The sequence below is a fragment of the Acetobacter sacchari genome, from assembly GCF_017377715.1.
Taxonomy (GTDB): domain Bacteria; phylum Pseudomonadota; class Alphaproteobacteria; order Acetobacterales; family Acetobacteraceae; genus Acetobacter; species Acetobacter sacchari.
The window spans coordinates 103,919-128,872 of sequence record NZ_JAFVMF010000006.1 but is presented as its reverse complement, the minus strand read 5'-3'; the positions used below and the strand labels follow the sequence as shown (position 1 = coordinate 128,872).

The 24,954-nt window shown below is 58.4% G+C and carries 17 protein-coding genes and 1 riboswitch; of the genes, 9 read left to right on the top strand and 8 right to left on the bottom strand.

The window, feature by feature from the left end; translation table 11 throughout:
- The first annotated feature begins 152 nt into the window (after nt 1-152).
- From J2D73_RS06860 to J2D73_RS06845, 4 genes are all read left to right on the top strand, one after another.
- A complete protein-coding gene (locus J2D73_RS06860; protein WP_207880742.1) occupies nt 153-1,580 on the top strand; it encodes a peptidylprolyl isomerase in 1,428 nt (475 codons plus the stop codon).
- A 52-nt stretch (nt 1,581-1,632) separates the two neighbouring features.
- Nucleotides 1,633-2,457 carry a 16S rRNA (adenine(1518)-N(6)/adenine(1519)-N(6))-dimethyltransferase RsmA gene (gene rsmA, locus J2D73_RS06855; RefSeq protein WP_341535038.1) on the top strand — a complete coding sequence of 275 codons (825 nt, stop codon included), beginning with the start codon at nt 1,633-1,635 and terminating at the stop codon, nt 2,455-2,457.
- Between the two features lie 1,466 nt (nt 2,458-3,923).
- Nucleotides 3,924-4,904 (top strand): glycosyltransferase family 2 protein, encoded by a 981-nt coding sequence (locus tag J2D73_RS06850; RefSeq protein ID WP_207880739.1) that lies wholly within the window; start codon nt 3,924-3,926, stop codon nt 4,902-4,904.
- 505 nt (nt 4,905-5,409) lie between these two features.
- Entirely contained in the window at nt 5,410-6,588 is a 1,179-nt protein-coding gene (locus J2D73_RS06845; RefSeq protein WP_243429730.1) for a glycosyltransferase family 4 protein, read from the top strand.
- A 760-nt stretch (nt 6,589-7,348) separates the two neighbouring features.
- Here J2D73_RS06845 and crcB read toward each other — a convergent pair.
- A complete protein-coding gene (crcB, locus tag J2D73_RS06840; protein WP_408736830.1) occupies nt 7,349-7,789 on the bottom strand; it encodes a fluoride efflux transporter CrcB in 441 nt (146 codons plus the stop codon).
- A gap of 196 nt (nt 7,790-7,985) precedes the next feature.
- Nucleotides 7,986-8,062: riboswitch (Fluoride riboswitch) on the bottom strand.
- Nucleotides 8,063-8,297: 235 nt separating this feature from the next.
- Here crcB and J2D73_RS06835 point away from each other — a divergent pair.
- The 3 genes from J2D73_RS06835 to J2D73_RS06825 are packed head-to-tail and all read left to right on the top strand — an operon-like array spanning nt 8,298 to nt 12,229.
- Nucleotides 8,298-9,851 (top strand): hydantoinase/oxoprolinase N-terminal domain-containing protein, encoded by a 1,554-nt coding sequence (locus J2D73_RS06835; protein ID WP_207880736.1) that lies wholly within the window; start codon nt 8,298-8,300, stop codon nt 9,849-9,851.
- Nucleotides 9,838-10,944, top strand: a complete 1,107-nt coding sequence (locus tag J2D73_RS06830) for a DUF917 domain-containing protein (RefSeq protein WP_207880734.1) — start codon at nt 9,838-9,840, stop codon at nt 10,942-10,944. Before J2D73_RS06835 ends, J2D73_RS06830 begins: the two co-directional genes overlap by 14 nt.
- A 19-nt stretch (nt 10,945-10,963) precedes the next feature.
- On the top strand, nt 10,964-12,229 hold the full coding sequence (locus J2D73_RS06825) for a cytosine permease (protein WP_207880731.1): 1,266 nt from the start codon (nt 10,964-10,966) through the stop codon (nt 12,227-12,229).
- Between the two features lie 255 nt (nt 12,230-12,484).
- Here the strand turns inward: J2D73_RS06825 and J2D73_RS06820 are convergent, their stop codons facing one another.
- The 3 genes from J2D73_RS06820 to J2D73_RS06810 are packed head-to-tail and all read right to left on the bottom strand — an operon-like array spanning nt 12,485 to nt 15,321.
- Nucleotides 12,485-13,621, bottom strand: a complete 1,137-nt coding sequence (locus J2D73_RS06820; protein WP_207880727.1) for an anhydro-N-acetylmuramic acid kinase — start codon at nt 13,619-13,621, stop codon at nt 12,485-12,487.
- A 5-nt stretch (nt 13,622-13,626) separates the two neighbouring features.
- Nucleotides 13,627-14,382, bottom strand: a complete 756-nt coding sequence (locus tag J2D73_RS06815) for a GntR family transcriptional regulator (protein WP_341535037.1) — start codon at nt 14,380-14,382, stop codon at nt 13,627-13,629.
- A 9-nt stretch (nt 14,383-14,391) separates the two neighbouring features.
- Nucleotides 14,392-15,321 (bottom strand): N-acetylmuramic acid 6-phosphate etherase, encoded by a 930-nt coding sequence (locus J2D73_RS06810; RefSeq protein ID WP_243429729.1) that lies wholly within the window; start codon nt 15,319-15,321, stop codon nt 14,392-14,394.
- 365 nt (nt 15,322-15,686) lie between these two features.
- Here J2D73_RS06810 and J2D73_RS06805 point away from each other — a divergent pair, with 365 nt between their 5' ends.
- Both J2D73_RS06805 and J2D73_RS06800 read left to right on the top strand, forming a co-directional pair.
- Nucleotides 15,687-18,113: a TonB-dependent receptor gene (locus J2D73_RS06805; protein ID WP_207880721.1), complete on the top strand. Its 2,427-nt coding sequence runs from the start codon at nt 15,687-15,689 to the stop codon at nt 18,111-18,113.
- 47 nt (nt 18,114-18,160) lie between these two features.
- Nucleotides 18,161-19,426 (top strand): serine hydrolase, encoded by a 1,266-nt coding sequence (locus J2D73_RS06800; RefSeq protein WP_207880716.1) that lies wholly within the window; start codon nt 18,161-18,163, stop codon nt 19,424-19,426.
- 223 nt (nt 19,427-19,649) lie between these two features.
- On the opposite strand, the gene der is transcribed toward J2D73_RS06800, so the two are convergent.
- The 4 genes from der to J2D73_RS06780 all read right to left on the bottom strand — a co-directional run bounded on the left by der (nt 19,650) and on the right by J2D73_RS06780 (nt 24,928).
- Nucleotides 19,650-21,260: a ribosome biogenesis GTPase Der gene (der, locus tag J2D73_RS06795; protein WP_207880714.1), complete on the bottom strand. Its 1,611-nt coding sequence runs from the start codon at nt 21,258-21,260 to the stop codon at nt 19,650-19,652.
- Nucleotides 21,253-22,656, bottom strand: a complete 1,404-nt coding sequence (locus J2D73_RS06790; protein ID WP_207880710.1) for an outer membrane protein assembly factor BamB family protein — start codon at nt 22,654-22,656, stop codon at nt 21,253-21,255. Before J2D73_RS06790 ends, der begins: the two co-directional genes overlap by 8 nt.
- A gap of 72 nt (nt 22,657-22,728) precedes the next feature.
- Nucleotides 22,729-23,418 carry a hypothetical protein gene (locus J2D73_RS06785; protein ID WP_207880707.1) on the bottom strand — a complete coding sequence of 230 codons (690 nt, stop codon included), beginning with the start codon at nt 23,416-23,418 and terminating at the stop codon, nt 22,729-22,731.
- A gap of 655 nt (nt 23,419-24,073) precedes the next feature.
- Nucleotides 24,074-24,928 (bottom strand): SPFH domain-containing protein, encoded by an 855-nt coding sequence (locus J2D73_RS06780; RefSeq protein WP_279380902.1) that lies wholly within the window; start codon nt 24,926-24,928, stop codon nt 24,074-24,076.
- Nucleotides 24,929-24,954: the final 26 nt, after the last annotated feature.

Below are 24,954 nucleotides of genomic sequence, written 5' to 3'. Positions count from 1 at the left end.
GCTCAACGGCTGAGCCCTTTGCTCGGAGCCGAGCGTTCCGCGCTTCGGCCATGGCCTCCACCAGAGGCCGCAACCGTAGCGCTTCAAAAACCCCCCTTACTCCGCTAGACAACAGTATCCGCCCTGTCCAAACGGTGAGAGATCGACCTTCCATGCGCCTGAGCCTTTCCGTTACAGGGTCCGCCCTGGCCATCATGACCGTTCTGGGCGCGACGTCCCCCTTCGTGACAGCGCCAGAGGCGTCCGCTCAGGCTTCGCTACACGGACACCGTCATCACGGCTCACAGGCCGCCCCTCCTGCCGCCGGAACGGATCAGGATGCGCCCGCCGCCGTGCAGGGCGCAGAATCCGGCAAGAGCAAGGTTGTGTACGGGGAGACACAGGACACGATCATCGCCGTCATTAATGGCACCCCTCTGACTCGCCGGGACGTTGACAATCGCGGACGCCTGTTTGCGCTATCCACCGGCCTGCCGGTCAGCGAAGACCTGATGAACCGGCTTCGTCCGCAGATCGTGCGACAGCTGATCGACGAACGTCTCCGTACGCAGGAAATCCTAGATCGCCACATCATCGTCACGTCAGAGCAGATTGCCTCCGCCATCGCCGGCATCGAAAAACGCAACGGAATGCCCGAGCATGCCTTGCGCGATCGACTGGAGAAGGACGGGGTATCTCTTACCACCCTGATCGACCAGATACGCGTGCAGATCGGCTGGACGCAGGTTCTTCGTCAGGAGATGGGCTCCCGTGCGCGCATGACGTCGGAAGACATCGCCGAACGGACCGAGGCTCTTCGTAAACAGGAAGGCCGTCCAGAATACCTCATCAGCGAAATTTTCGTGCCGGTCGAAGATCCCCGTCATACCGAGACGGAGTTGAAATTCACCGAAACCATCATCCAGCAACTTCGTAGCGGCGCTCCCTTCCCCATCGTCGCTGCGCAGTTCTCGCAGGCGCAGAGCGCGCTCGATGGCGGATCGATGGGCTGGGTGCAGGAGGACAGCCTGGACCCGCAGGTCGTCGCAATGATCAGGCAGATGCCTGAGGGCGCCATCTCCAACCCGATCCGTGTCGCGGGCGGTTACGTGATCGCGACCATCGAAGGCAAACGCGTCATCGGCCATCAACCCGGCACTTTGCTCGACGTCCGGCAGGCGTTCATACCCTTCACCGAGAAACTCAACCCACAAGCGCCGACCGATCAGCAGCGCCGCGCACTACAGCAAGCGGTTCAGATCAGTCAGAGCGTCCACGCGTGCGACGACCTTGCTGCTATGAACAAAAAGCTGGGCGAAGTGCGGCCGAGCAATCCCGGTGAACTGCAACTGGAACGCCTCAATCCGCAGATGCGTCAGGTGCTCTCGGAACTTCCGATTGGCAAGACAACGCGCCCGCTGGTGTCCGAAGACGGTATCGACCTGCTTATGATCTGCAGCAAGCAGACGAAAAACTTCGCTGACCAGACGCCAAGCGAAATCGCGGATCAGCTTCTGAACGAGCGCGTCGAGCAGACCGCGCGTCAGTTGGACCGCGATCTGCACCGGCGCGCGGTCATCGAAATGCGCTCGAAGACCTGACAGCCATCATGTTGTTTTCTTCTGCGCATGGGCGCTCACACGCGGCGGTTTTGTGATTACGACCCGCGAACCGCTGGCGTCGGTAATCAAACGTCACGGTCTTGACGCTCGAAAAGCGCTTGGACAGCACTTCCTTCTTGATCCTAATGTCACCGAGCGCATCGCTCAGCTGGCAGGGTCACTCAAGGGACGACATGTCGTGGAGGTCGGCCCCGGCCCCGGCGGCCTGACCCGCGCTTTGCTCGACAGCGACGCGGCATCGGTTCTGGCGATCGAGGTCGACTCCCGCGCTGTGGCTGTGATCGGTGAACTTACCGAAGAAGCGCCGGACCGTCTTAGGCTTATTGAGGCCGATGCGACCGCCGTGGATCTCACCGAGCTCTGTCCCGCCCCGCGCCATATCGTCGCCAATCTCCCGTATAACGTAGCCACCCCATTGCTAATCGGCTGGCTCCGGCAAGCCGCGCAGTGGGAGAGGCTGACCTTAATGTTTCAGCTGGAGGTCGCCGAGCGCATCTGCGCGGCGCCGGATAGTGAGCATTACGGTCGTCTCGCCGTCATTTCGCAATGGTGCGCGGACTGTGCGCAGGTAATGCGGCTCCCCCCTGGCGCTTTCTCTCCTCCGCCAAAAGTCTGGTCGGCGGTCGTCAGCATAACGCCCAGACCGGAACAGCCGTCGCCAGAGCTGTTCTCCGCGATGGAGCGCGTCACCGCTGCGGCATTCGGACAACGGAGGAAAATGTTGCGCGGTTCTCTCAAGGGCATAGGCGGAGAACATCTCCTGTCGGCCGCGAGGATTGAAGGAACACGACGCGCCGAAACCCTGAGTGTCGAAGAGTTCGATCGCTTGGCTCGGGCGTTTTTGGCGAAGCAATAGTTCCTTTCGCCAGTTTGCTCCGGTGATGGGGGCAGCAAGTTGTAGTGCTGCGATGGGAATTGATATCGGTTTACCGTAGCGTATTGCGGTGTCTCTGATGGTTTCAGTCTAGGAAAAAACGTTTGATTTCGTCTCTCTTTTTGAAGAGGGAGAATCCGAGTTTCCTTGGGTGGCCAAGGTTTCGCCCTGATTAAATATCCGGCGTGATCTGTCACTCTTCAGCGCCTTTTGGCAAGGGAGTGGGCGTCATCGAACAACGCTCCGCCTCAGTGATGTTGGCCTATTGTCCGAGCGTCAGGAATAGCGCCATGGCCCATGCCGCAGCACCCATTATGCCATGGATTTTGACGGTCAGTCGGCCGCGGGATCATGTGATGATTGACCTGCGCCTCATTTTCGCGAACGTCCATGCTGCGCTGTGGCACAGGCGCAATCGTGCTATCGATTATCATGTATGCATTATCACGATCAGGATCCGTGGCGCGATGTTGTAAAATCCGTTCGATCACGGCGCTTCCACACCAGCGGTGCAGTCGTCAGTAAGCATTCTTTCATCCGCCAAAGCTGCGCTGGCGGGTCACATCCGAGAGTGCCAGACCGGCAACGATACAGGACGGCTCAGACAAACAGACGATTATTCGCAGCAGTCTCGCCGGCATGCCCCCCGCGATCCGCGACGAGATTTTTCTGACACCGCTGAGCATCGCTCAGACTACGTAGGCAAATTCATGCTCTCGTCGGAAAAGCGAAGAAAACATCAAAAATCGGCTGGAATTACAAACCTCACTAAACCGCGCGCTCTAACTGACGAAACGAACTAGTTATACGTTCATTGGGCACGCTAGGGACAGATTTTGATGGGTTCGCGTGATGACTCTCGCTTTGCGTTTGGAGCCGTCATCACCGATGGCAACCAGGAATTGGGCCCGACATCACCAGACATCCGATGTTCTTGCCGGGTGGCGCTGATGCGTTGACCAGCACGTCGATGAGGCCAGTCTGCGTCAGACCCTCACGAAGCAACCAGATCATCCTGACGTCGGATACTTGACCTGCGCAGTCCCAGACTAGGAAAATGCACAAAAAATGAGACGATCATTGACCAGGTGTTTCGTCTGCTCATTGAGCAGATTGTGCAATATCTGGATCGCAAAGACTTTGAACATCAACACTGGATCAAACGGTCGACGCCCGTCGTTAAAAGCCCGAGGGATTTTTCGATCCCTCCCCTTACACTTGCCTTTCGTCCGAGGCCGATCGTACCATTTTTATATCGTTACAAATTGAAAAATCCCTGCCCCGTCAGCATCCGTTAGGCCCGATGGACATAGTAGTTTCCTCGCCTAGTTTCGCGTCGGGCAATATCGGTCGATACCGCCAATCACTCCGTCTCTTTGCAAAAACAGATGATTCACAATAGCCTGATGATGTTCGAACATTTCAAATCAGCATCTAAGGGTATTAGCATGAGTGAAAAGCGCGTTTCCATCGCTATGGCTACCTATCAAGGCGGCGCTCACCTGAACAAACAACTTAACTCCCTCCTTGCCCAAGAGCATCTTCCGGCGGAGTTAGTCGTGTGCGATGATGGCTCAACCGACGATACACTTGTGATATTGGAACAATTCGCTACACGAGCGGCATTCCCTGTGCATATACACCGCAATCAAAAAAATATTGGTTATATAGAAAATTTCTTTAAAGCGGCGCGTTTGTGTACTAGCGAATATATCGCATTTTGCGATCAAGATGATATCTGGGCGCCGTCCAAGATTTCGGAGGCAGTATCGGCCTTGAACGATCCTCAATGCTGGATGCATAGCCACGACGCACGTCTAATTGATGAAAACGACACAGTGAAAGGAACATTTAAGCAATGTGAAGCTGAGGGATTACTTAAATACAACGATATTTCTCCTTGGAACACATTTTTTGGCTTTACCTGCACATTCCGCAGAGAATTGCTCGATCAATTCAACTCCCAACAACGACCCGTTGATTTGATCGACCCCAAGCAACGGCTTGCTCACGATCGATGGATTACCATGCTTGCAATGTTATTGAATGGAGTGGTTCATACGCATCTGCCACTCGCAGATTATAGACAGCATAGTAAAAATATCTATGGCGCACGCAAAAGAAACATCATTGCCGACATAAAAAAAATCAAACCAAAATATAGAGAATATCTATACAAACGTTACAATATTTCCGAAAAATTCTCCAAAATTATTATCAATATGGAGAAGAGTGGATTTTATATTTCCAATGAGAAAAAACACTTCTGGAAAAGACAGGAATTTAATTTATCAAAAAGAATGATGATGATCGATAGGAAGATGCCAAAATCTCTCATTTATCTCATTAAAAATATTTTCAGTGGAGTTTATGGCGTTAATGAAAATAAGCAAATTTTTGAAGACATTTTGGCAATTATGATACTGTGAGATTGTCATTTGGTTGATTGAATCTTTTTTTGAGCTAAGGGCATGGGTCTTGCTATGATGTGGGTGCAGACAGAAATGCATCATCGCGTCGTGTCGCAATGCGTCGCCAACCCTGGAAATTTCCAGACAATTTTAGATCATATAGAGTTTTTCGTGGACACTTCTATTCCAAATCACATTGATTTACGGGTTTTCTTCAATGAACCGTAGGTAGTGATGTCCTGTTCGTAGAATGACCGACTGATTAACTCTCTTTCGTAATCCCGACCACCGATACTTTTTTTGCCTCGTCTGGGCGGTCTGCGACTCGTTCTACACAAGAGAAACGAAATCGGATGCCTTTTCGCCAGACTGAAACTTGCAGAGGCGCCGGCAGATACCACACGATCATCAAGATGCAAGAGCGCAGCACCCAAGTTAATCTCAATCTGGAAAAACCAGACAAAAAAATGCGCCCGATACAAACTTGCAGGGTAACGGAATCGACCACATTGTGCTACATCGCTTGGCCAAAGTCGTGCTGCTGTCGAATCAAGGTGCCGACTTAAACATAAACACGATTGGTTCGCGCGCTATGAAAGTTTTTGTTCAACTAGCATACGGTTTCGGGGCAAATTCGTGGCGTAAACGTTGGATTGATGGTGGTATATTGGGGCTCAACGAGCCCAAAGCTTATGGTTATTATAGAGCCGAATCCAACGAAGTGTCCGTTTTATACTCGGAAGATTATCCTGAGAAAAAATATCAAAAATTTCTTCGTTACGGAATTCGAGTTGTTTTCGGATTCGATTTTGTACATACGTGGCGCAACCGAGAAGGTATTTTTGCCTCTGACGTCGTTTGGACTCACACAGAATCGCAAACCCTAGCGGTACTTTGCTTACTTTTATTCAGAAATCATAACCTGCGACCTAAATTAATCGGGCAAGTTGTTTGGCTTTACGATAGGTGGAATCAATACTGGTTTTTAAAGCGGTGGTTTTACCGTCTTCTTTTGAAGCGGTTGGATTTGATGACCACATTGTCGATTTCTAACCGCGACGGGTGCCGGAGCCTTTTCCGATGGTTGCGTGTAGAGAGGGTTCATTTCGGTATTCGTTCGGACGAGATGCTACCGGCGCGAGTTACGTGCCGTGGAACTAAAATTCGTGTCTTGTCTCTGGGAAATGATGAACATCGTGATTGGGAAACACTTGGCGACGTTGCTCGACAGCTGCCAAACATAGAATTTCATATTGCGAGCTCATCTAGGACCGCTAAAGACGCGACTCAGGGCGTCAGCAATGTTAGGTTGGTTCGGGCGAAAAATAATACCGAATTACTTGACCTGTATGCCGATGCAGACATCGTCGTTGTTGCTCTTCACCCGAACTTTCATGCTTCAGGCATAACGGTTATAGAGGAAGCCGTGATTCTAGGCGTTCCAGTAATAGCATCCGATTGTGGAGGGCTCTCGGATTATTTTGCAAAAGATGCCTTATGCTATGTTCAGCCTGGCGACTCGGCGGCAATTATAAATGCTATAACTTCCATCACAATGGATCCAGAAGCCGCGGAAAGCAGGACAAAAGCCGCACAAACCCGAGTTCGAACTAAAATAAATTCAGAGTTATATGCGCAAATGCACGTCGAACTATCCAAGAAAATACTAGATGGTGACGTTAATTTGTCCGTTCATTGCTAAACGCGTATTTTAAAATGCATTTAATGAACAACGACTTAAAAAAATCAGACGAATGCCATCGTTCATGCCGTGAATCAAGGGCGAGCAATTTCAACGGGTGCTTGGAGGGGAGCTAATGCCGCCATATCATGCGTCTTCTTGCCACTCTAAAGGATGTAGGCCGCGATAATAGGCAGGTATTCGAACCACGGGAATCCACCTTCCTTCTGTCATTTTCACGACTACGCACTTGATTCATTCAGCGGCGTGACCTCTGCCGCGACCGCTTTCTTCTAGCCCTGATCAGCATAGGCCCGAGGCATTGCCTCGCCGATTGCGTCCTGACTATCTGAGACGAAACGAGAGGCCGCGTCATTATCGCCGACGTCCTCGCTTTTTACGTGAAGCGTCAGCAGATGATCGAGCGCTATCTGCGGCTGCCGATGAACGCCGCCATTTGTTTTGCCTCGCACCCAACCACGAGTCGCAAAAAAGAATGTCATTTTTTATAATATATTATAGATATTTTATCTTCAGCCACCGATGCATCTGCTGATGTGCTGTGTGCCAGACGATCCCTTAGCGGATCACATAGTGCGGGACATTGAACAGCCCCTGCAGCGAATACTCCCGCTACGACGCCCCCCCAGCATCAAAATCAGATAAGGCGGCACCAACGGTCATTCTGCCTCGCTCACATCTGACGGATAGGGCTTGCAGGAGCGAGGAACATTAATCCTCATCAATTGACCCATCGACGTCTAAAATTACGCAGTGCCTCTTAGAAGCTCTGCGTCCGATTTATAGCCTGTGCAGCCAAGTAACCCGCCGTTACCGCGATCATGCCCAAAGCGATCGAAATCACGACATTCAGAGCCGCGCGCACTGGGGCGCCACTACGTAGCAGTTCCAGAGTTTGGAGGCTGAAAGAAGAAAAAGTCGTATACCCACCGCAAATTCCGATCATGAATGCCATTCGCCCGGTATCAGAGATCGGGAAACGACCAGTTGTTGTAGTCAGAACTCCAAAAAAAGCTATAGCAAACGATCCGGTCGCGTTGATCATGATCGTTCCCCAAGGCAGAGACTGACTCCAGCGGAGCATCGCCAATCCAACCCAGTAGCGGAGCAATGTGCCGATCGCTCCGGCGACGGCGATAATGAGCGTGGAGATTAAATTCGGATACAACACGTGATCTTCTTCCAGATTACTTACGATCAATCACATACGCGCACGGCGCGCGACGCTCACCTGCGGCTCAGCTGTTTTCTATAAAACATATCAAGAAGGCGGACTGCGCACACATTTTGTTCCACCGCTGCGCCTGTCGGTGGCAGATCGCAGGATACCGCGCTGACGCGAATCTCAGTAAGATATTTCTCATGGGACGGACAAAGCTCTCCTGTCGTGCGTCTGGCGCGAAACAGGAATCATCAGCTTCTCGTGAAGCGGTTCGCTCTATAGCGGCAGGCGGAGTCCATCGCCTACCGCCATAGAAACGATAATTGGCGGCGCTATGTCAAGCAGCAACAGCGGCAAGTCTTCTAATGGCGACACCCCCTTGCTCCGCCCTCCTATTCTGCGACGACCGGAGCGATTGGCGAGGAGACGTTGGCGCGCCCAGTGTCGACCGCCGTTGCACTTCTTACCGACCAGAGCTTCTCCAGTTTGACAAAGCCGTACGGCGTCCCGTACTCGTTCCGCCTCGACAACAGATTGGACGTACCCGATGATTCGTATTGGCGTGGACGTGGGGGGAACGAACACCGACGCAGTCATGATCGATTCCAACGGCGTCAAGGCTTCCTGCAAGGTCTACACGAGCCAAGACGTTATATCGGGAGTAAGCGGAGCGCTGGCGCGTTTACTGGACGATTCCGGCGTCTCTTCAGATCAGATAGATGTGGTGATGATCGGCACCACCCACTTCACTAACGCCATCGTACAGAGAAAGCACCTCGCGCCCACAGCCGCCATCCGCCTTGGGCTGCCCGCGACGGCCTGCCTGCCGCCGATGACTGACTGGCCCTCGGACCTGCGAGCGGCAATTCATGGGCGCTCCTACATGCTCGGTGGCGGATATGAGTTCGACGGACGGGAAATCGCTCCGCTGGATGAGACCGGGCTGCGATCCGTAGCTCGTGAACTTAAGGACACGGACACTCGCGCCATCGCTGTGTCCTCGGTCTTTTCTCCGATCAACGCGACGATGGAGGATCGGGCCGAGCAAATTCTTCGCGAGGAAATTCCCCGCGTTCATGTGACGAAATCCCATGAGGTTGGCCGCGTCGGGCTGCTTGAGCGCGAAAACGCTACAATCATGAACGCCTGCCTGCGCGACCTGTCCGCGACGGTCGTGAACGCGTTCCGCGACGCGCTACGTCAAAGCGGACTGCGCGCGGCGATGTATCTGACGCAGAACGACGGCACCTTGATGGACGCCACTTTCGCCGAGCGTTTCCCTGTGATGACGTTCGCGTCCGGCCCGACCAATTCGATGCGCGGCGCGGCATGGCTGTCGGGCGTGTCTGACGCCATCGTCGTCGATATCGGCGGCACGACCAGCGACGCAGGATTGCTGCGCGGCGGTCTGCCGCGGCAGGCGGGTATCGCCGTAGAAGTAGGCGGCGTGCGCACGAACTTCCGCATGCCCGACGTTTTCTCCGTCGGGTTGGGTGGCGGGTCGATCGTGAGGCGGAGCGCGGAAGGCGTGACCGTCGGACCTGACTCGGTGGGCTATCGCCTCGCGACTGAAGGCATGGCTTTCGGGGGCGACACGCTGACCACGACAGATGTCATGATCGCATCCGGGGCCGTCGCGCTTGGCGATCCTGCGCGTCTGACCTCCCTGCCCGCCGACCTGCTTCGGGCTGCGCGTGCGGAGATGGAGCGTATTCTGACGGCCTGTGTCGAGCGGGCCCGGCTGTCGTCGGAGGAAATTCCGGTCATCGTCGTCGGAGGCGGCTCCGTTCTCGTCGATCAGGATCGCATCGCAGGGCTCCCTGTGCTCAAGCCTTCACATTTCGGGGTCGCGAACGCCGTAGGCGCCGCCATCGCACAGGTTTCCGGGGAGGTGGACAAGGTCTATTCCCTCGCGGCCCAAACGCGCGCCGACGCGCTGGCTGACGCGAAGGAGAGCGCAAGCCGGACGGCTGTTGCTGCCGGCGCAGACGCGGCGACGCTCGATATTGCGGAGATCGAGGAAATTCCCCTCGCATATCTTCCAGGAAACGCAACGCGCATACGCGTCAAGGTGATCGGTGATCTCCATGTCAAAGCCTGATCTACGCTCCGACGCCGGTTTTCTGGTCGAAGAGCCCGACCTGCTGCCGCTCGCGCTGGGCTGCGCCGTTCTCGGCACTGGCGGCGGGGGCAATCCCTATCTCGGCATGCTTCGCGCGCGGGAACTGCTGCGTCAGGGCGCACAGGTCCGCGTCATTCCGTTCGAGGCGCTGGACGACGAAGCCTGGGTCTATGCGCTCGGCGGCATCGGCGCGCCTGTCGTCGGCGTGGAGAAGATCAAACGCGGCGACGAATGTCTCCGCGCCATGCGGGCGATCGAAGCGCGCACGGGTAAGAACGCGTCGGCTCTGATCTCCGAAGAAATCGGCGGATCGAACGGCATCGAGCCGATCGCCACGGCCGCACAGGCGGGCTTGCCGGTGCTCGACGGCGACGGGATGGGACGCGCGTTCCCTGAAGTCCAGATGACGACGTTCTTCGTCTATGGGCAGGAGTGCTCACCGGCGGCCGTCGCGGACGACAAGGGCAACGTGGTCACATTCGATCCCGTCGACACGATGCACCGGCTGGAAGCGCTGGCCCGCGCAGTGACCGTGCAGATGGGGGGCGGCGCAGGCATGTGCACCGCGCCGATGTCGATGAGTTTCATACGCCGTGCGGCGCTGCCGGGCACGGTGTCGCAGGCGCTGACGATCGGTCGCGCCATTCTAGACGCACGCCGCACGCATGCGGATGTGCTGGACCGGCTGCTTCTCGCTGCGGACGCCACGCTACTCTTCACCGGTAAGGTGACTGGTGTCACGCGGGAATTGAAGGGCGGCTTTTCCGTCGGGTCCGTGCAGGTGCAGGGCGATGCGGAGCACAATGGGTCTACCGCAGACGTAGCAATCCAGAACGAAAATCTGGTTCTGTGGATCGACGGCGCCGTCCGCGTCTGTGTGCCTGACCTGATCATGCTGGTCGAGCGGGAAACGGGGGAGCCAATCACGACGGAACTGGTCAAATACGGTCTTTCCGTCGCGATTATCGGTATGCCCGCCCATGCGTTGCTCAAAACGCCGGAGGCGCTGAAGATCATGGGGCCTGCCGCATTCGGATACCCCGACATCGACTTTGGCGCCTACCGGCTCTAGGCCCGGCGGCGCCACGGATATGTCAGTCTTCCAAAGCGACAGCGAGTTCCAGACGCAACCGGCCCCAGACGAGGCCGCTCGGCCATGGTGGCGGGTCGCGCTGATCCTCTCGGCCTCCAGCGTCTCCTTTCCGACAATCCTTACCGGCGTCGATCTGGCGCGCGCCGCCACGCCGACGAACTTCTACCTTGGGCTGGCGGGCGGCGGCGTAGTCCTGACGATTATCGCTACCCTGGTGGGGGTAATCGGCAGCCGCACTCGGCTGAGTTCCTACATGCTGGCCAACCGGGCCTTCGGAGAGCACGGCGCGGCGTGCCTCAACGCGCTCTTCGCGCTGTCGCTGGTCGGATGGTTCGGGGTCAACATCGAATTGTTCGCCGACGCCGCCCGCGCTCTGCTTGCGGTTCTGGCCGGCTACCACGGTGCCATCTGGCCGCTAGAGCTTGGCGCGGGCGCGCTGATGACCGCAACGACGGCGCTCGGTCTGCGCGCGATAGACCGGCTCTCGCTGTGGATGACGCCGCTCATGACGTTGATCGTCATGGAGCTCTTCGCCCGCGCATTCGGCGCCACGACAGCTGGGGAGGTCGAGTGGCGAATTCTCGGCCACGCTCTATCTGCCGGAGAGGTCATCACAGTAGTTGTCGGCGGCGTCGTGGTCGGCGCAGTGACCATGCCGGACTTTTGTCGCTTTCTCCGTCGCCCCGCCGAAGTCATCGCCGTCAGCGTCTGCGCCTATCTGCTGTCCGCATCGTTCGTGATGCTTGCTGGCGGATTCGCCGGTCTCGCCGTCCCTGAAGGCGACGCCCTGGCGGCGATGCGCGCTCTCGGGATGGGAGCCGCTGCATTTCTGCTGGTGTTCGGGGGCACATGGACCATCAATGCCCTGAACCTTTACAGCATGGCGCTCAGCGCTTCGACGTTACGCCCCCTGCGGGCGAGTCACGCAATGCTGACGATAATCGGCGGCGTAATCGGAACTGCGGCCGCGTTTGCGGGCCTCGCCGAACATTTTGTGGAATTTCTGACATACCTTTCGATTGCGTTCATGCCCGTGTCCGGCGTGATCGTCGCTGACTTCTACCTTGTCGCCCCATCCCTCAAGCCTCCCGGCTGGGCGCCGTTCGCGTCTTGGGCCGTCGGGATGGTGGTCGGCGTCACGGCCATGCAGCAGATCATAACCGCAACACATGTCGCAGCGTGCGATGCGATGCTTGCGTCCATGTTCACACAGGCAGTTTTTGGGCGTGTCGCAGGACGGCTACATTACCCGATAAGTCGCTAGGAGAGGCATTTTCTGGATTGTCTCACAAAAATCATCACGTAACAGCGTCGAAGCAAGCGCTCACGTGATGGCGAGCTGGTTTAGAAAAACGACCTGACGCTCACTTGGTCTGTCGCCCCGTGCGTACCGCGCCTTACATGAAAACCCTGACGCCAAGCAAGAAAACCGAATACTCTTTGCGTGCAAAAAAGTATTCAAAACACAACACGTCGCCACGGCCATGCAGCGGCTCAGAGAAAAGGGTATAGCGGCCCCTCACGACATGTCGTGAGTGTTGCCCAGCTCTAGACCCGCGCCGATCCATTTCGGAATGGGCGCGAGACCCGCGCACGTCAATCGCCCACCGCTGATCGACACGGGCGCGCCGGTCACGGCAGGCGCCGACAGAGGCAATTTCCGAAGCGCCCGAACCGCCAGAAAGCCGAAACACTCGGCTTCCAGCGCATCTCCGTCCCAGCCCAGATGCTCGACCGGGAGCACTGCCCCCTGCAGCGCACGACGCAATCCTTCCATCAACACAGGATTATGCCGCCCGCCTCCACAAACGTACCAAGCCAACGGTTGGTTTGGCAGTGGCGTGCGGCGTATCGCCTCCACAGTGAACGCCGCCAACGTCGCGGCGCCATCTTCCGGCGAACAATCCTGCACCGCCTCGAGAGCCGCAACGAAACTCAGTCGATCCAGAGACTTTGGGGGGGGGAGGGAAAAATATGGATCTGACAAAAGGCGTTCCGTAATATCCCGGTTCGGCGTCCCTGCCGCCGCCAGCGCACCGTCAAAATCACATGCGACGCCGGTATGACGAAACGCCCAGTCGTCGAGCAGCGCGTTGCCCGGCCCCGTATCGCAGGCGTGGACCGCCCCGTCAGCATCAATGAATGTCAGATTCGCCACGCCACCGATATTTAGGATTGCGACCGGACGGTCTCCCCCATGGAACAACGCCGCGTGGTACCACGGCGCCAACGGTGCGCCCTGCCCGCCGGCGGCCACGTCCGCACTTCGGAAATCGTGAACGACCGGGAGGCCGGTTTCGGCGGACAGTAACGTCGCGTCGCCGATCTGCCATGTCCGCCGTGAGGCGGGCGCGTGCAGGATCGTCTGCCCGTGAAAACCGATCACATCGACATGCGGCGCACCCGCCAAAAGCGCGTTGACCGCTTCCGCATGCCGCAACGTGATCTCACGCTCCACGGCCAGTAACTCAGGGTCATCGAGCGCCAGGCCCGCCGCACGGTCCAGCAACGCCCGCGCGCGCTGACGCAACTCCGGCGCATAAGGCAGGCTCAGCCGCGCGCCGTGAGAAAAAACGCGCTCCCCGTCGGTCTCTATGATTGCTGCGTCCACCCCGTCCAGAGACGTTCCGCTCATCAGGCCAATCGTTGTCAGCATGGCGCTCACCTTCCCTCGCCGCCTCCACGCAACTCCACGACGAAATCATAAAGATCGGCGCGATAACAGGAGAACGTCACTTCAAGAACTCGACCGTCCGCCAGAAAGGAACGCCGCTCTATCGCCAGAACTGCCGAAGCCTTCTCAAGGTGCAGCAATTCGATCTCGGAGACCGCGCCCATCCGGGCGCGTATTCTCTGCAAAGCCCGGACAGGAAGAAGATCACGCTTACGAACTGCGTCATAAAGAGATTCTTCGATGTCCTGTAGCCTCAATCCGAACTGGGCCGACATGACAGCGGTCTCTATGGCCATTGGCTGCCCGTTCGCCATCCTGATCCGCTTCAGGCGCAATACCGGCGCGTGGGGCGCGATCCCCAAAGCCATGGCCTCGTCAGGACTGGCGACGCTCTCCTCCCTTCGCAGCCAGACCGATCCGGGCTCGAACCCCCGAGCACGCATATCCTCCGAAAAGCCCAACAGCCGAGACAGAGGTTGCTCTATCCGTCCCGCAACGAAGGTGCCTGCGCCTTTTTTCTGAATCAGCACGCCGGCTTCGACCAGTTCGACGAAGGCCTTGCGCACCGTCACGCGGGAGACGCCGATCATCTCCGCAAGGTCACGCTCGGCCGGAATTGCGTCACCGCGCCTGAGCGTTCCCCGGTCGATCAAGGCGCGCAGGCGGTCGTTGACCTGAATGTAGAGCGGCTTGCGATCGTCCGGGTCAGGCGTCAGGGCGGCGGCGAGAGTGATCGCGTCCACGATATGCTCCTACGCCGTCTCACCAAGCGCACGACGCAAATCTCCGCCTGCAGCTTCAAGACGCACCTCGATTTCTGAAACCGGGACGCCCTTGCGGATCATCACGGCGCGCTTCACGTTGTCCCCCGCGGCGGCGAGCGCGGCCTCGATTTCTGCGTCTGTCCCGCCCGCAAGGCGACGCACCATGGAGATCGCGCGGACGCGGAGCTTCGCGTTGACGATACGCATATCGACCATCTGGCCACGATAGGCATGCCCAAGCCGGATCATCAGCGCCGTGGAGAGCATGTTCAGCGCCGCCTTCTGCGCCGTCCCCGCCTTAAGACGGGTCGAGCCGGAGATCACCTCAGGCCCGGTAGAGAGCACGATGCTCATGGAGGCGGCCTGCAGCAGTTTTCCTTGCGGATTGGAACTGACACCGACAGTCAGCGCCCCCTTTTCCCGCGCAACGCGCACGGCGGAGCACGTGTACGGCGTACGACCACTCGCGGCCACGCCGATCACCAGATCGTCTGGCCCCGGATCATGCGCAAGTACATCAGCTCGGGCGACATCCTCCCGGTCCTCTGCGCCTTCGACCGCTTCAAACAGAGCCTTCGCGCCGCCAGCGAGTAAAAGCACGAGACGCTCGGGAGGCAGTCCGAAAGTAGGCGTTAATTCAACGCCATCCTGAAGCCCCACCCGCCCCGAGGTCCCGGCGCCGACGTAGAAGAGTCTGCCGCCGTTACGCATGCCCGGCAGCGCCGCATCGACGACAGCCTCGATCTGCGGCGCCGCGGCGTAAGCGATAGCCGCTGCAGCCATCTGGGCCTCGCCAAGCGCCGACAGGATCGAACCGGTCGACCATAGATCAATGTCGGCGAAGCGTTCATCCCGCCGCTCCGTTGCGACGCCGGCGGACGCAAGCGCGGAAGGTGTTCTGGCGTCGTCGTTAGTCAACAAATCGTATTTCCTTGCCTGAACAGTCGGCTCGCGACATCTGGCCCCTTGCCGAACTACCGAACGAACCATGCCACATGTCGCAGGGCGGGGCGACGGCGCGAACTTCGGCCAAATGAGAGCCTCCAAACCCGCTAAGGCCGCTTATGCGTCAGAAAGGAAACCTTTTCCATACCAATTTATCGGGCGTTTCGCGCGGTCGCAGATGACTCGGGAAATTTCGTCCGTAATTTGTTATCAATTTCCATGATGATGCGTTATCAAAACGACTTGCGCGGCATGCTGTAAGTATTATATTGGCTTCATCGAAGCGGAGGTTCCTGCTTGCCGTCAGATAGCGCCGCTTCCATTCCAGGAGTCCTTAAATGACGCACCGCCGCACATTGATGGTGCTGGCCTCCGTGTCCCTGATGGCGCTTGGCGCCGGGACAATGGACGCCGCAACCACGAAGAAATCCACTCCCCGTCATTCGCGACCTGCATCGCGTCACGCGCCCACAGCGAAGACGCCAGTCGCCGCGCCCTCCACCCCTTCCAGAACCGGCGTAGAAGCCAGTCGGGCATCAGCAGAATCCGTCAACGTTCATGCGGAATTGCAGACGGCCACCGGCGTCACGGGATCCACGCCCGGCGGCGGTCTCATGCCTGAGCAGAATGCTCCCAAATCCCGTAGCGGCCTGACTCGCGATTTCATCGCAAAGCAAAGTCCGACCAGCAACCCGACCAATATGATCGCCAGCCTTCCCGGCGTCGTCACCGGCAGCGGCGATCCGCTGGGGACGAGCGATCAGCAGGTCAGCCTGTCGGTTCGCGGCCTGACCCAATTCGAGTTGGGATACACCTATGAGGGAATTCCAGCCGCCGATCCGTTGAACTTCTTCATCTTCACCGGCACGACCGCCGACAACGAAAACATACAGGCAATAAACCTCGCTCAAGGTTCCGCAGATATCTCCGCCCCGCTTTACAACGCCGTCGGAGGACAACTGAGCGAGACTCTGCGCGATCCCGCGGCCCACTTCGGCGGCCTCGTCAACCTCGCCTACGGCTCCTATGCGCTCAATCGAGAGTTCATACGGCTTGATTCCGGCGAGATCGGGCACACAGGCGTCCGCAGCTTCGCGTCCTTCTCCTATGAAGGCGCCGATAACTGGCGCGGTCCCGGGCGAGGGACACGATATCATGTCGACGCCAAGGCTGTGAAAGAGTGGGGCGACGGAAATCGCGCTTCCTTCGTCCTGTCTTACAACAGCCCTACGGGCTATTACCTGAAGACGCCGACGCTGGCTCAATGGAAGTCATTGGGGACGAAAGCAAACTACGCCTACACTTATCGTAACGGCGGTTCATCTTATTATCGCTTTGACGAAAACCAGCGGAACTCGCTCATCCTCGGCGCTCCCGCGCATTTTCGCCTCGCCGATAATCTGACGGCTGACGTGACGCCCTACTTCACCTATTTCTGGGGGTATGGAAACGGCGGCACGACATTACCGACGCAAAGCAGCTACGTCGGCGACCAGAATACGGGCCCCCTGATCACCAGTTCCAGCGCCAGCACGATCGTCGCTGCGGCTATCGACACATTTCACGAACGTCATAGCGGCCTGAACTCCGCAATTCACTGGACCACCAAGCACAACACACTGACGTTGGGATATTGGTATTCCTACTACACCCAGCAGGAGCACTCGTACTACGCGGAAGCGGATGATCAGGGACATATCGCGTCCATGATCGGCGATTATCCTATCTACACCAGCGCCGGAATTCCGCTTTCGCGATACAACATAAACTTCGTGCAGCAGACGAACGCCATCTACATCAACGATGTCTTCAAGGCCTTCAACGACCGCCTTACGATCGAGGCGGGTTTCAAGGAAGCCATGGTCTCACGCATGTCTACGCAGCTGGTCCCCGGTGCGAATTACAAGACAACCGTAAATTACGCAGAGCCTCTGCCGCAATTCGCCATCAGCTACAAGATCACGCCCCACGACCAAATCTACATCAACGGCTCCACCGCCTTCCGCGCACCGTCGTCGATCTTGACCATGGCCGATTACTTCAGTACCATGACGGGCAAGATCGCCCATAGTCGCGCTACAAATCTTTCCCCGGAATACTCCATCGGCGAGGAAATCGGGTTTCGCCATTACGGGCTTGTCAATATTTCGGCGGCCCTGTTCAACTACAACCTCACGAACCGTCAGCTCAGTTCCACCGTTTATATGAGCGGCGTCGCGACGACCGCGTCCATAAACGCAGGCGGGCAGACCTCACGCGGAGCAGAGCTTGAAATAGGACTGCGCCCATGGCGGCATTTCAGTCCCTATCTGTCCGGACAATATCTGCACGCCACAATCGACAACAATCTGTCCGTGGGAACGGATCTCCTGCCGACTAAAGGAAAGACTGCGGTAAACACCCCGGCTTTCTCAGGCGCCATCGGCCTTTCCTATGACGACGGAGCCCTGTTCGGGAACTTCAGCCTCAATTATGTCGGTTCGCAATACGCGACCTTCATGAATGATCAGAAAATTCCATCGTACATCACCGGCGCGGTGACAATGGGCTACCGCTTCCGCTCCCTTGGCTTCGTCAAGCATCCACAGATTCAGTTGAACCTCATCAATCTTGGCAACAGCGGCTATCTGTCCGGCGCCTCCAGTCTTGTCGGCAACGCCAAGGCGACGCGCGGCGTCTACGGAACCTCTATCGCCGCGCAAACGCCTCTCTATTATGTCGGCGGGGGCTTCGCTGGGGTTGTCTCACTCACTGCCGGATTCTGAATTTGAAAAGACGCGCTTCACGAGCTTTTTCGTCGGCCGCCACAATCGTGGCGGCACTTACGCTTGCGCCCTTGTCAGCATGGGCGGACGGAGCCTGCCCCATTCTGAAGAGCACCGCTTCTGCGGCGGAAGTCGCCGCATTTTCAAGTCTGGATGCGGACGTCGAAGCTGGCCTCGGCCATGCTCCGGCGGGGCTCTATCCCGGCGCCGTTCTTCTTGTTGCTCATCACGGGCGCATCGTCCGGCTGCAGGCGTTTGGCGACGCGAGCTATCTGACGGTCGATCCCGCTGGAAAGGCCGTTCCCGAACAGACGCCTCGCGCCATGGCCGCTGATGAAATATTCGATCTGGCGTCCATGACCAAAGTCGTCTCGACCACGGCCGCGCTGATGCATCTGGTGGATCAGGGGCGCCTCCATCTGACGGACAAACTTGGCGACCTTCTTCCTGCGTTTTCTGGCACTGACAAAGCCGACATCACGTTGCAGCAGTTGCTGACCCACCGCGCCGGGTTGTGGGAGTGGCAGCCGACGTGGCTGTTCCAGCACCCCGCTGGCAATGCTCTCCCGTTTCTTGCGCGCTTGCCCCGCCGATACGGCATCGGAGAACGGTGGTCCTACTCCGATCTCGGCTTTATGATTCTTGGCGCTATAGTCGCGAAAACGGTGAATGAGCCGTTGAACGCTTACATGGCGCGTGAAATTTACAAACCTCTGGGAATGGCCGATACCGGCTACCTCCCCTCGCCGGCATTGCGCTCACGCATTGCGGCAACGTCTCAGGGCGACGCCTACCAGCAACGTATGGCGGAAACGGGCAAACCTTACCCTCTGGCGATGCCGGAGGATATTCTGAATTTCTCAGGATATCGAAAGAACTTTCTATCCGGAGAGACCAACGACGCCAACAGCTGGCTCAGCTGGAACGGCGTGGCCGGACATGCAGGCCTGTTCTCGACGGCAACGGACGTCGCCCGCTACGCACAGACGCTTCTCAATGGCGGATGCTACGGGTCATGGCGGTTGGCCTCGGCTGAGACGGTCTCCCGTTTCGAACAGAGCCCCTATGACCAGAAACAGGCTCTGGGCTTTCGCAAACTTTCCATCCCAGGCGTCGCCACACCACTATTTGGCCATCCCGGTTTCACAGGCGGAAATTTTGCGATCGCGCCTGACCTTGATTTGACGGTGATTCTTCTGACCAACCGGCTCCACCGCCCGGACGAACCCGGCGGCTCTTACCCAATTTTGACGCCGGTGTGGAATCGTGTGGTCGCCGACGCTGTGTCTCTGGCTACGAACGCAAAGAATTAACGCGACCGGAGTCGATCGACCTGACTATGGTGTGAACTGATATTTGTGCGCCGTCAGAAAGACTCCCCAACGGAACGCTTTTTCAAAGCCTGACGTTTGGGGGTATTTTTCAAAGAGAGTTCGAAACCGGAATGCGGGCCGGCTCTAAAAGAGAGGTAGCCCTGAAAGCTCCGGCCGGGCGCTCGATTAATCCGACGACGATGAGTCGCCAGATCCGTTGTTTCTATCGCTCGTTCTCATCCGCATAGGGGTTCTTCGTGCCGCGCAACTGCAAGCGGATCGGCACGCCGTCCAAGCCGAAGCTTTCGCGCAAACCGTTGACCAGATAGCGACGATAATCGTCAGGCAGCTGCTCGGCACGCGTTCCAAAGATCAGGAATGTCGGCGGGCGGCTTTTGACCTGGGTGATGTAACGCAGCTTCAGGCGACGACCACTGACCAGCGGCGGCGCATGGCGCTCAAGCGCGCTATCGAACCAGCGATTTAGCTCGCCAGTCGAAACGCGGGTGCTCCAGATTTCGGCGGTCCGACGCACGGCCGGCAGCAGCTTGTTGACACCCGCTCCGGTGCTCGCGGAGAACGACACAACCTCGATCCCGCGCATCTGGGTCAGCGAAATCTCCAGACGGTCGTAAATCGCCTTGCGCGTGGCGACGCGATCCTCGACCGCGTCCCACTTGTTCAGCGCGAGCACGCATCCACGCCCCTCGCGCTCGATCAGGCGCGCGATCTGCAGATCCTGCTCGTGCAGGCCAAGGGTCGCATCGATGACCAGAACCACGACCTCGGCCATTTTCAGGGCCTCGATGGTGGCGGAGGTCGACATCTTCTCCAGTCGCTCATCAATCCGGGCCTTGCGACGAAGACCGGCCGTGTCGACGATCTGCACTTCCCCGTGCTCGTCGCGAACCATCACTGCAATGGAATCGCGCGTCAGCCCCGGCTCGGGGCCGGTGATCATCCGCTCTTCGCCGAGCACCCGGTTCAAAAGCGTCGATTTTCCGGCGTTGGGACGCCCGACGAAAGCGATCTTGAGCACGCCTGCGACGGCGGTCTCGTCCTCGACGAACGCCGCCTGCTCGGCGAATTCGGCGAACATTGGATCGTCCGCTTCCGCCTGAGTCGATCCTTCGAGAATATCCGCGAAATTGACCTCGACTTCCGGCTCGGGCTGGACCGATGTCTTCGGCTGCCCCTTCGCCTCTCGTGCGGCGCGAGCGCGGGCCCGGGCGGACCCTTTCACTGGCTCGACGACCTCTGGGGCTTCTGCCTCCTCCCTTGGAGGCAGACTCTCCGCGATTTCCCCCATCAGATCGGCGATGCCGTCGCCATGCTCAGCCGACAGGGCGAGCGGGTCGCCAAGGCCGAGCGAAAACGCTTCCATCGCAGCGGCCGCGCCCGAGCGTCCTTCAGCTTTATTGGCGACCAGAATGACTTTGCGGTTCTGCCTGCGCAGCCAGGAGGCGAAGTGCGCATCCGCAGGCGTGATCCCCGCGCGGGCGTCGATACAGAACAGTACGAGATCCGCCTGCTGCACAGCCGATTCAGACGACGCGCGCATTCTGCCGTACAGCGTGTCCGGCGCAGCCTCTTCCAGTCCGGCGGTGTCGATCAGGCGCACAAGGCGGCCGCGAAGCATCGCCTCGCCTTCCTTGCGGTCGCGCGTCACGCCCGGCTGGTCCGCCACCAGAGCCTGACGACGTCCCACAAGTCGGTTGAACAGCGTGGATTTGCCAACATTGGGGCGCCCGGCGATGACGACGGTGGGCAGGCCCTCCTTAGGCAAGGGCGCCTCGGGTCGTGAAGCGCGCGGCGTTTTTCTGCGTTCAGCCATAAGAAGTCAGGTTACCTACGTCATCGAGAACAAGAAGCTGGCCATCGACGACAATCGGCTGAACGGACGTTGCGTTCGGAAGCTTGTCGATGGTCAGAATTTTTCCGGTAAGCGGATCGAGCGTCACTACGCCATTTTCAGGCAACGTGCTCACGCAAACCAGTTTGCCGCCCGCCAAAACGGGCCCCGTCCATACGACGCCGTCTTTGCGCGCGTCCACACGGCGATACCGGCGGAGCTGTGTGATCCAGCGCACCTGCCCTGTCTGCCGGTCAACGCAGGCTACCTGCTCGTCCATGCTTAACAGGAAGAGCCAGTCGTTCACGCTCAACAAGGGGCTTTGCCCGGCGACCGCGCGCTCCCAAAGGCGGCGTCCCGAACGCATGTCGATGGCGACGAGAACAGACGCCACGCTCATGGCGTAGGCAGTGCCTGCGACAACGACCGGCATGCTGCGGACACAGGAGAAATCGAGCGCAGAGGTCTGACCGTTGGCGCTGCCGAGCGTGTCGCTCCACACCACCTCGCCGCTTTCCTCTCGCAGTGCGACGAGATCGCCAGATCCGAAGCCGCACAACACGATTCCGTCGACCACCGTTGGTGCAGGCTGGCCGAACATGACCGTGTCCGCCTGGCTGGCGCTGTATGACCACAGTTCGTGGCCAGTGTTCGCGTCGAGCGCGTAGAGCTTTTCGTCAATCGTGCCGAAAAAGACGCGACCGTTCGCTATGGTCGGCGCAGACCGGCCAGGCGTTCCGGCTGTCATCCGCCATTTCACGCTCCCCGTCGCGGTGTCGACCGCCACGGTCTGCGACACGCCGTCAACTATGTAGAGCGTATTCCCGAACGCGCCCAAACCGCCGCCTAGATTGCTGGATTTCACCGAACGCGGCTTGGCGTTCAAGTGCCACAGCTCTTTCATCGCGGGCCAGGAATAGGCTCGCACTTCACCGACGGCGTCCACGGTGAACAGCCGTCCCTCATGAAGGACCGGTTGCGCCTGAATGACGCCACGTCCTGAGGAACCGAGCGCCGCAAAAGCCAAAAAGTCAGGCTCGGAGTTGCCATGGCCGATCGATTGCGACCAACGCTTGTGCAGACCGCCCCAGGCATAGTTGGCCGAGATGTGGCTGGGGATGCGCCCGGCAATGGGCCACTCCGTGACGGATGTCGTCGCCGGGATGGAGATCGGCGTCAGAGTTCCGTCGTTCTTCGTCACAACCAGACCGTTGCGCGTGTTCAGAACATTCGTGCGGTGGCCTGCGAGGATGGGCTTCTCATCGTCGTCGAAAAGACTGCACCCGGCAAGCGCGGGCGCCGCCACAGTCGCCAGCATCTGGCCAAGAAAACGGCGGCGACCGCCGCTCCGGGGCCTCCGGACGGCGGAAAGAGTCATCGGGGTCTCGTCGTTTTGCTGAAGCACGGCGGGCTGATCTCGATCAAACGCTGGGAAAAGAGCCGAAAGGGCTTATCCGGGCTGGTTAAGGGTCTGCATCACAGTGTTCGCACGCATCCGAACACCTTCAGGAGCCTGCACGTCCTGCGCCAGTGAAGACAGCAGCTTGCGCGCGTCATCGAGCTTCCCGGTGCGCAGGTCGAGCGTGGCGAGCACTTCGTTCGCAAGCGACGCGAAAGGCTTGCCCTTGCCGGTCAGCAAGGACAACCGCGAACGGATCGCCGCCTCATCGCCCGAATCGACTTGCCACTGGCACCAGTACAACGCCGCCAGATCGCGTAGCGTCGGCGATACGGACTGGTCCTGCGAGATCGTGTTCCAGACCGCCAAGGCGTCCGGAAGCTTGCCGTGCGATGCGTTGGTCGCCGCGACCTGAAATTTCGCCAAGGTGGCCAGACCTGCCGGAGAACCTTTGGTGACCGTTTCCAGCTGGGCGAGCGCCTTTTTCTGCACGTCGGTGAGTGGCGTGCTCGCGCTGCTTGGTCCGGCGGCCGGGCTCACGTCCCGCAGCGCCTGAAGATAGGTCGCCGAACTGGCGGCTGCGGCCTGATTGGCGCGAGACAAGTGGTATTCCCACGCCCCTGCCGCGACGCCGACGAGCACGACTGCGCCGATGCCGATCCCTGCGTAACGTCGCACGGCGTTACGCAGGCGCTCGGCGCGAAGCTCGTCATCCACTTCCCTGAAAATCTCGTCCGCCACCGAACCCTCGTTCCTTTCCGTCAGGCGCTTCGCACGCCTGTTATTAACACCCGGCGACCGACCGTGCTTACTACTGCGCCTTCACGCTCTACGCGAAAACGCTTCAAACCGAGGATCAGACATTTCGACCTGCTGAGCCGCGCGTCCCGGACAATAGCGGCGTCGCGCGAGCCGAGCAAACAGGCGGAAGCGTAAACGACGCCCGTCACTGGGGGACGCCGCGATAAGTCTTTGTTCATTACCTTCGGTCATAATGACGCTTATGTTCAGAACGCTCCGCCTTGCGCTCTTCGCCACGTCGCTCCCAGCTCTCCTCGCCGCCTGCTCGCCGGTACAGATCGGGAGTTTTGCGATGGGACGCGACTGCAGCGTCTCCGAACTGGAGAAAGGGACAGGCTGGTGTTCCCCTGCCGAAACACCGCCCCCGCCCCAACCCTATTGCACCCAAGGGTGGAGCGGCGTCGACTGCTGGAGCCGTCCAGATTTGATGCCGAACGTCGCACGACAAGTGTCCCAAGGACCAACCGGCCTCACCCCTGAACAAAACGCGGCGCGACTTAACATGGCTTATGGCAAGGCGCCTCCGTCAACACAGAACCCATACTGACGCATCGTTGCTGCCCGGAATTGAGATCCAGCGGATGCTCTCGGGACCTTAAGTCCGCACTTCCCTCATCGCTGCTTGCGCAGTCGCGTAGTCCATGGACCGCGGCACAAAAATAACGGTTGCCTTGCCGGTCTGACTGGCCGTCGTCACCATGTCATTTTCATTGACGCTTAACAGTAACGCCAGAATTTCTTGGCTACTGGCCTCAGGCAAACCTTCCTGAAGCTTTTGCATGGCGTCCCTGAAACCTTCGGCTATGGCCTTGCGTTCGTTGGCGATTCCCTCACCCTGAAGCCTCTTGCTCTCTGCTTCCGCACGAGCGATTCCGACGCGCCTGACCCGCTCTGCTTCCGCCTCGGCTTCAGCCGCCTCCTTGCGCGCGATCGCGGCCAGCTTGTTGTTCATCGCCACCTGAACCTGTTCAGGCGGCATCGGCTGCTCAATCGTCACGCCGTGAATTTTTACCCCACTCTCCTGCGCGTCATCCTCCTGATCGCTCATGACCTGCTCGGCGATGGTGTCGCGCTGACGATAGAGCTCGTCCATCGTCATTCCAGAAATGATTTGTCTTATTTCGTTCTCAACCTTGAACACCAGACGCTTTACGGGCTCCTCGACCTTGTAAGCGTAGGCCATAATACCTTCAGGAGTGTCATTAACGGCGTAACGCAGCACCCATTGAATACGGATGAAAGCGTCATCGCGGGTTTTCACGTCGGAAATTTTTTCGACCTGACTCTGCATCAGCGAGACCTGTCGCGCGATCCTGCACAGCGGCCAGATAAAATGCAGGCCGCTACGCAACGGACGATCCTGAGGGACTCCCAGCCTTTCGATAACAAAGGCATGGCGTCCCGGAACGACACGAAATCTTCTTACCAAGAAGACCAACGCGACGGCCATTACAGCGATAAAAAATATCACCAAAA

What these genes read in the sequence shown, in the direction of transcription:
- J2D73_RS06860 (WP_207880742.1), top strand. Translation starts at nt 153, where the DNA reads ATGCGCCTGAGCCTTTCCGTTACAGGGTCCGCCCTGGCCATCATGACC.
- J2D73_RS06850 (WP_207880739.1), top strand. Translation starts at nt 3,924, where the DNA reads ATGAGTGAAAAGCGCGTTTCCATCGCTATGGCTACCTATCAAGGCGGC.
- J2D73_RS06835 (WP_207880736.1), top strand. Translation starts at nt 8,298, where the DNA reads ATGATTCGTATTGGCGTGGACGTGGGGGGAACGAACACCGACGCAGTC.
- J2D73_RS06830 (WP_207880734.1), top strand. Translation starts at nt 9,838, where the DNA reads ATGTCAAAGCCTGATCTACGCTCCGACGCCGGTTTTCTGGTCGAAGAG.
- J2D73_RS06825 (WP_207880731.1), top strand. Translation starts at nt 10,964, where the DNA reads ATGTCAGTCTTCCAAAGCGACAGCGAGTTCCAGACGCAACCGGCCCCA.
- J2D73_RS06820 (WP_207880727.1), bottom strand. Translation starts at nt 13,621, where the DNA reads ATGCTGACAACGATTGGCCTGATGAGCGGAACGTCTCTGGACGGGGTG.
- J2D73_RS06805 (WP_207880721.1), top strand. Translation starts at nt 15,687, where the DNA reads ATGACGCACCGCCGCACATTGATGGTGCTGGCCTCCGTGTCCCTGATG.
- der (WP_207880714.1), bottom strand. Translation starts at nt 21,260, where the DNA reads ATGGCTGAACGCAGAAAAACGCCGCGCGCTTCACGACCCGAGGCGCCC.
- J2D73_RS06790 (WP_207880710.1), bottom strand. Translation starts at nt 22,656, where the DNA reads ATGACTCTTTCCGCCGTCCGGAGGCCCCGGAGCGGCGGTCGCCGCCGT.
- J2D73_RS06780 (WP_279380902.1), bottom strand. Translation starts at nt 24,928, where the DNA reads ATGGCCGTCGCGTTGGTCTTCTTGGTAAGAAGATTTCGTGTCGTTCCG.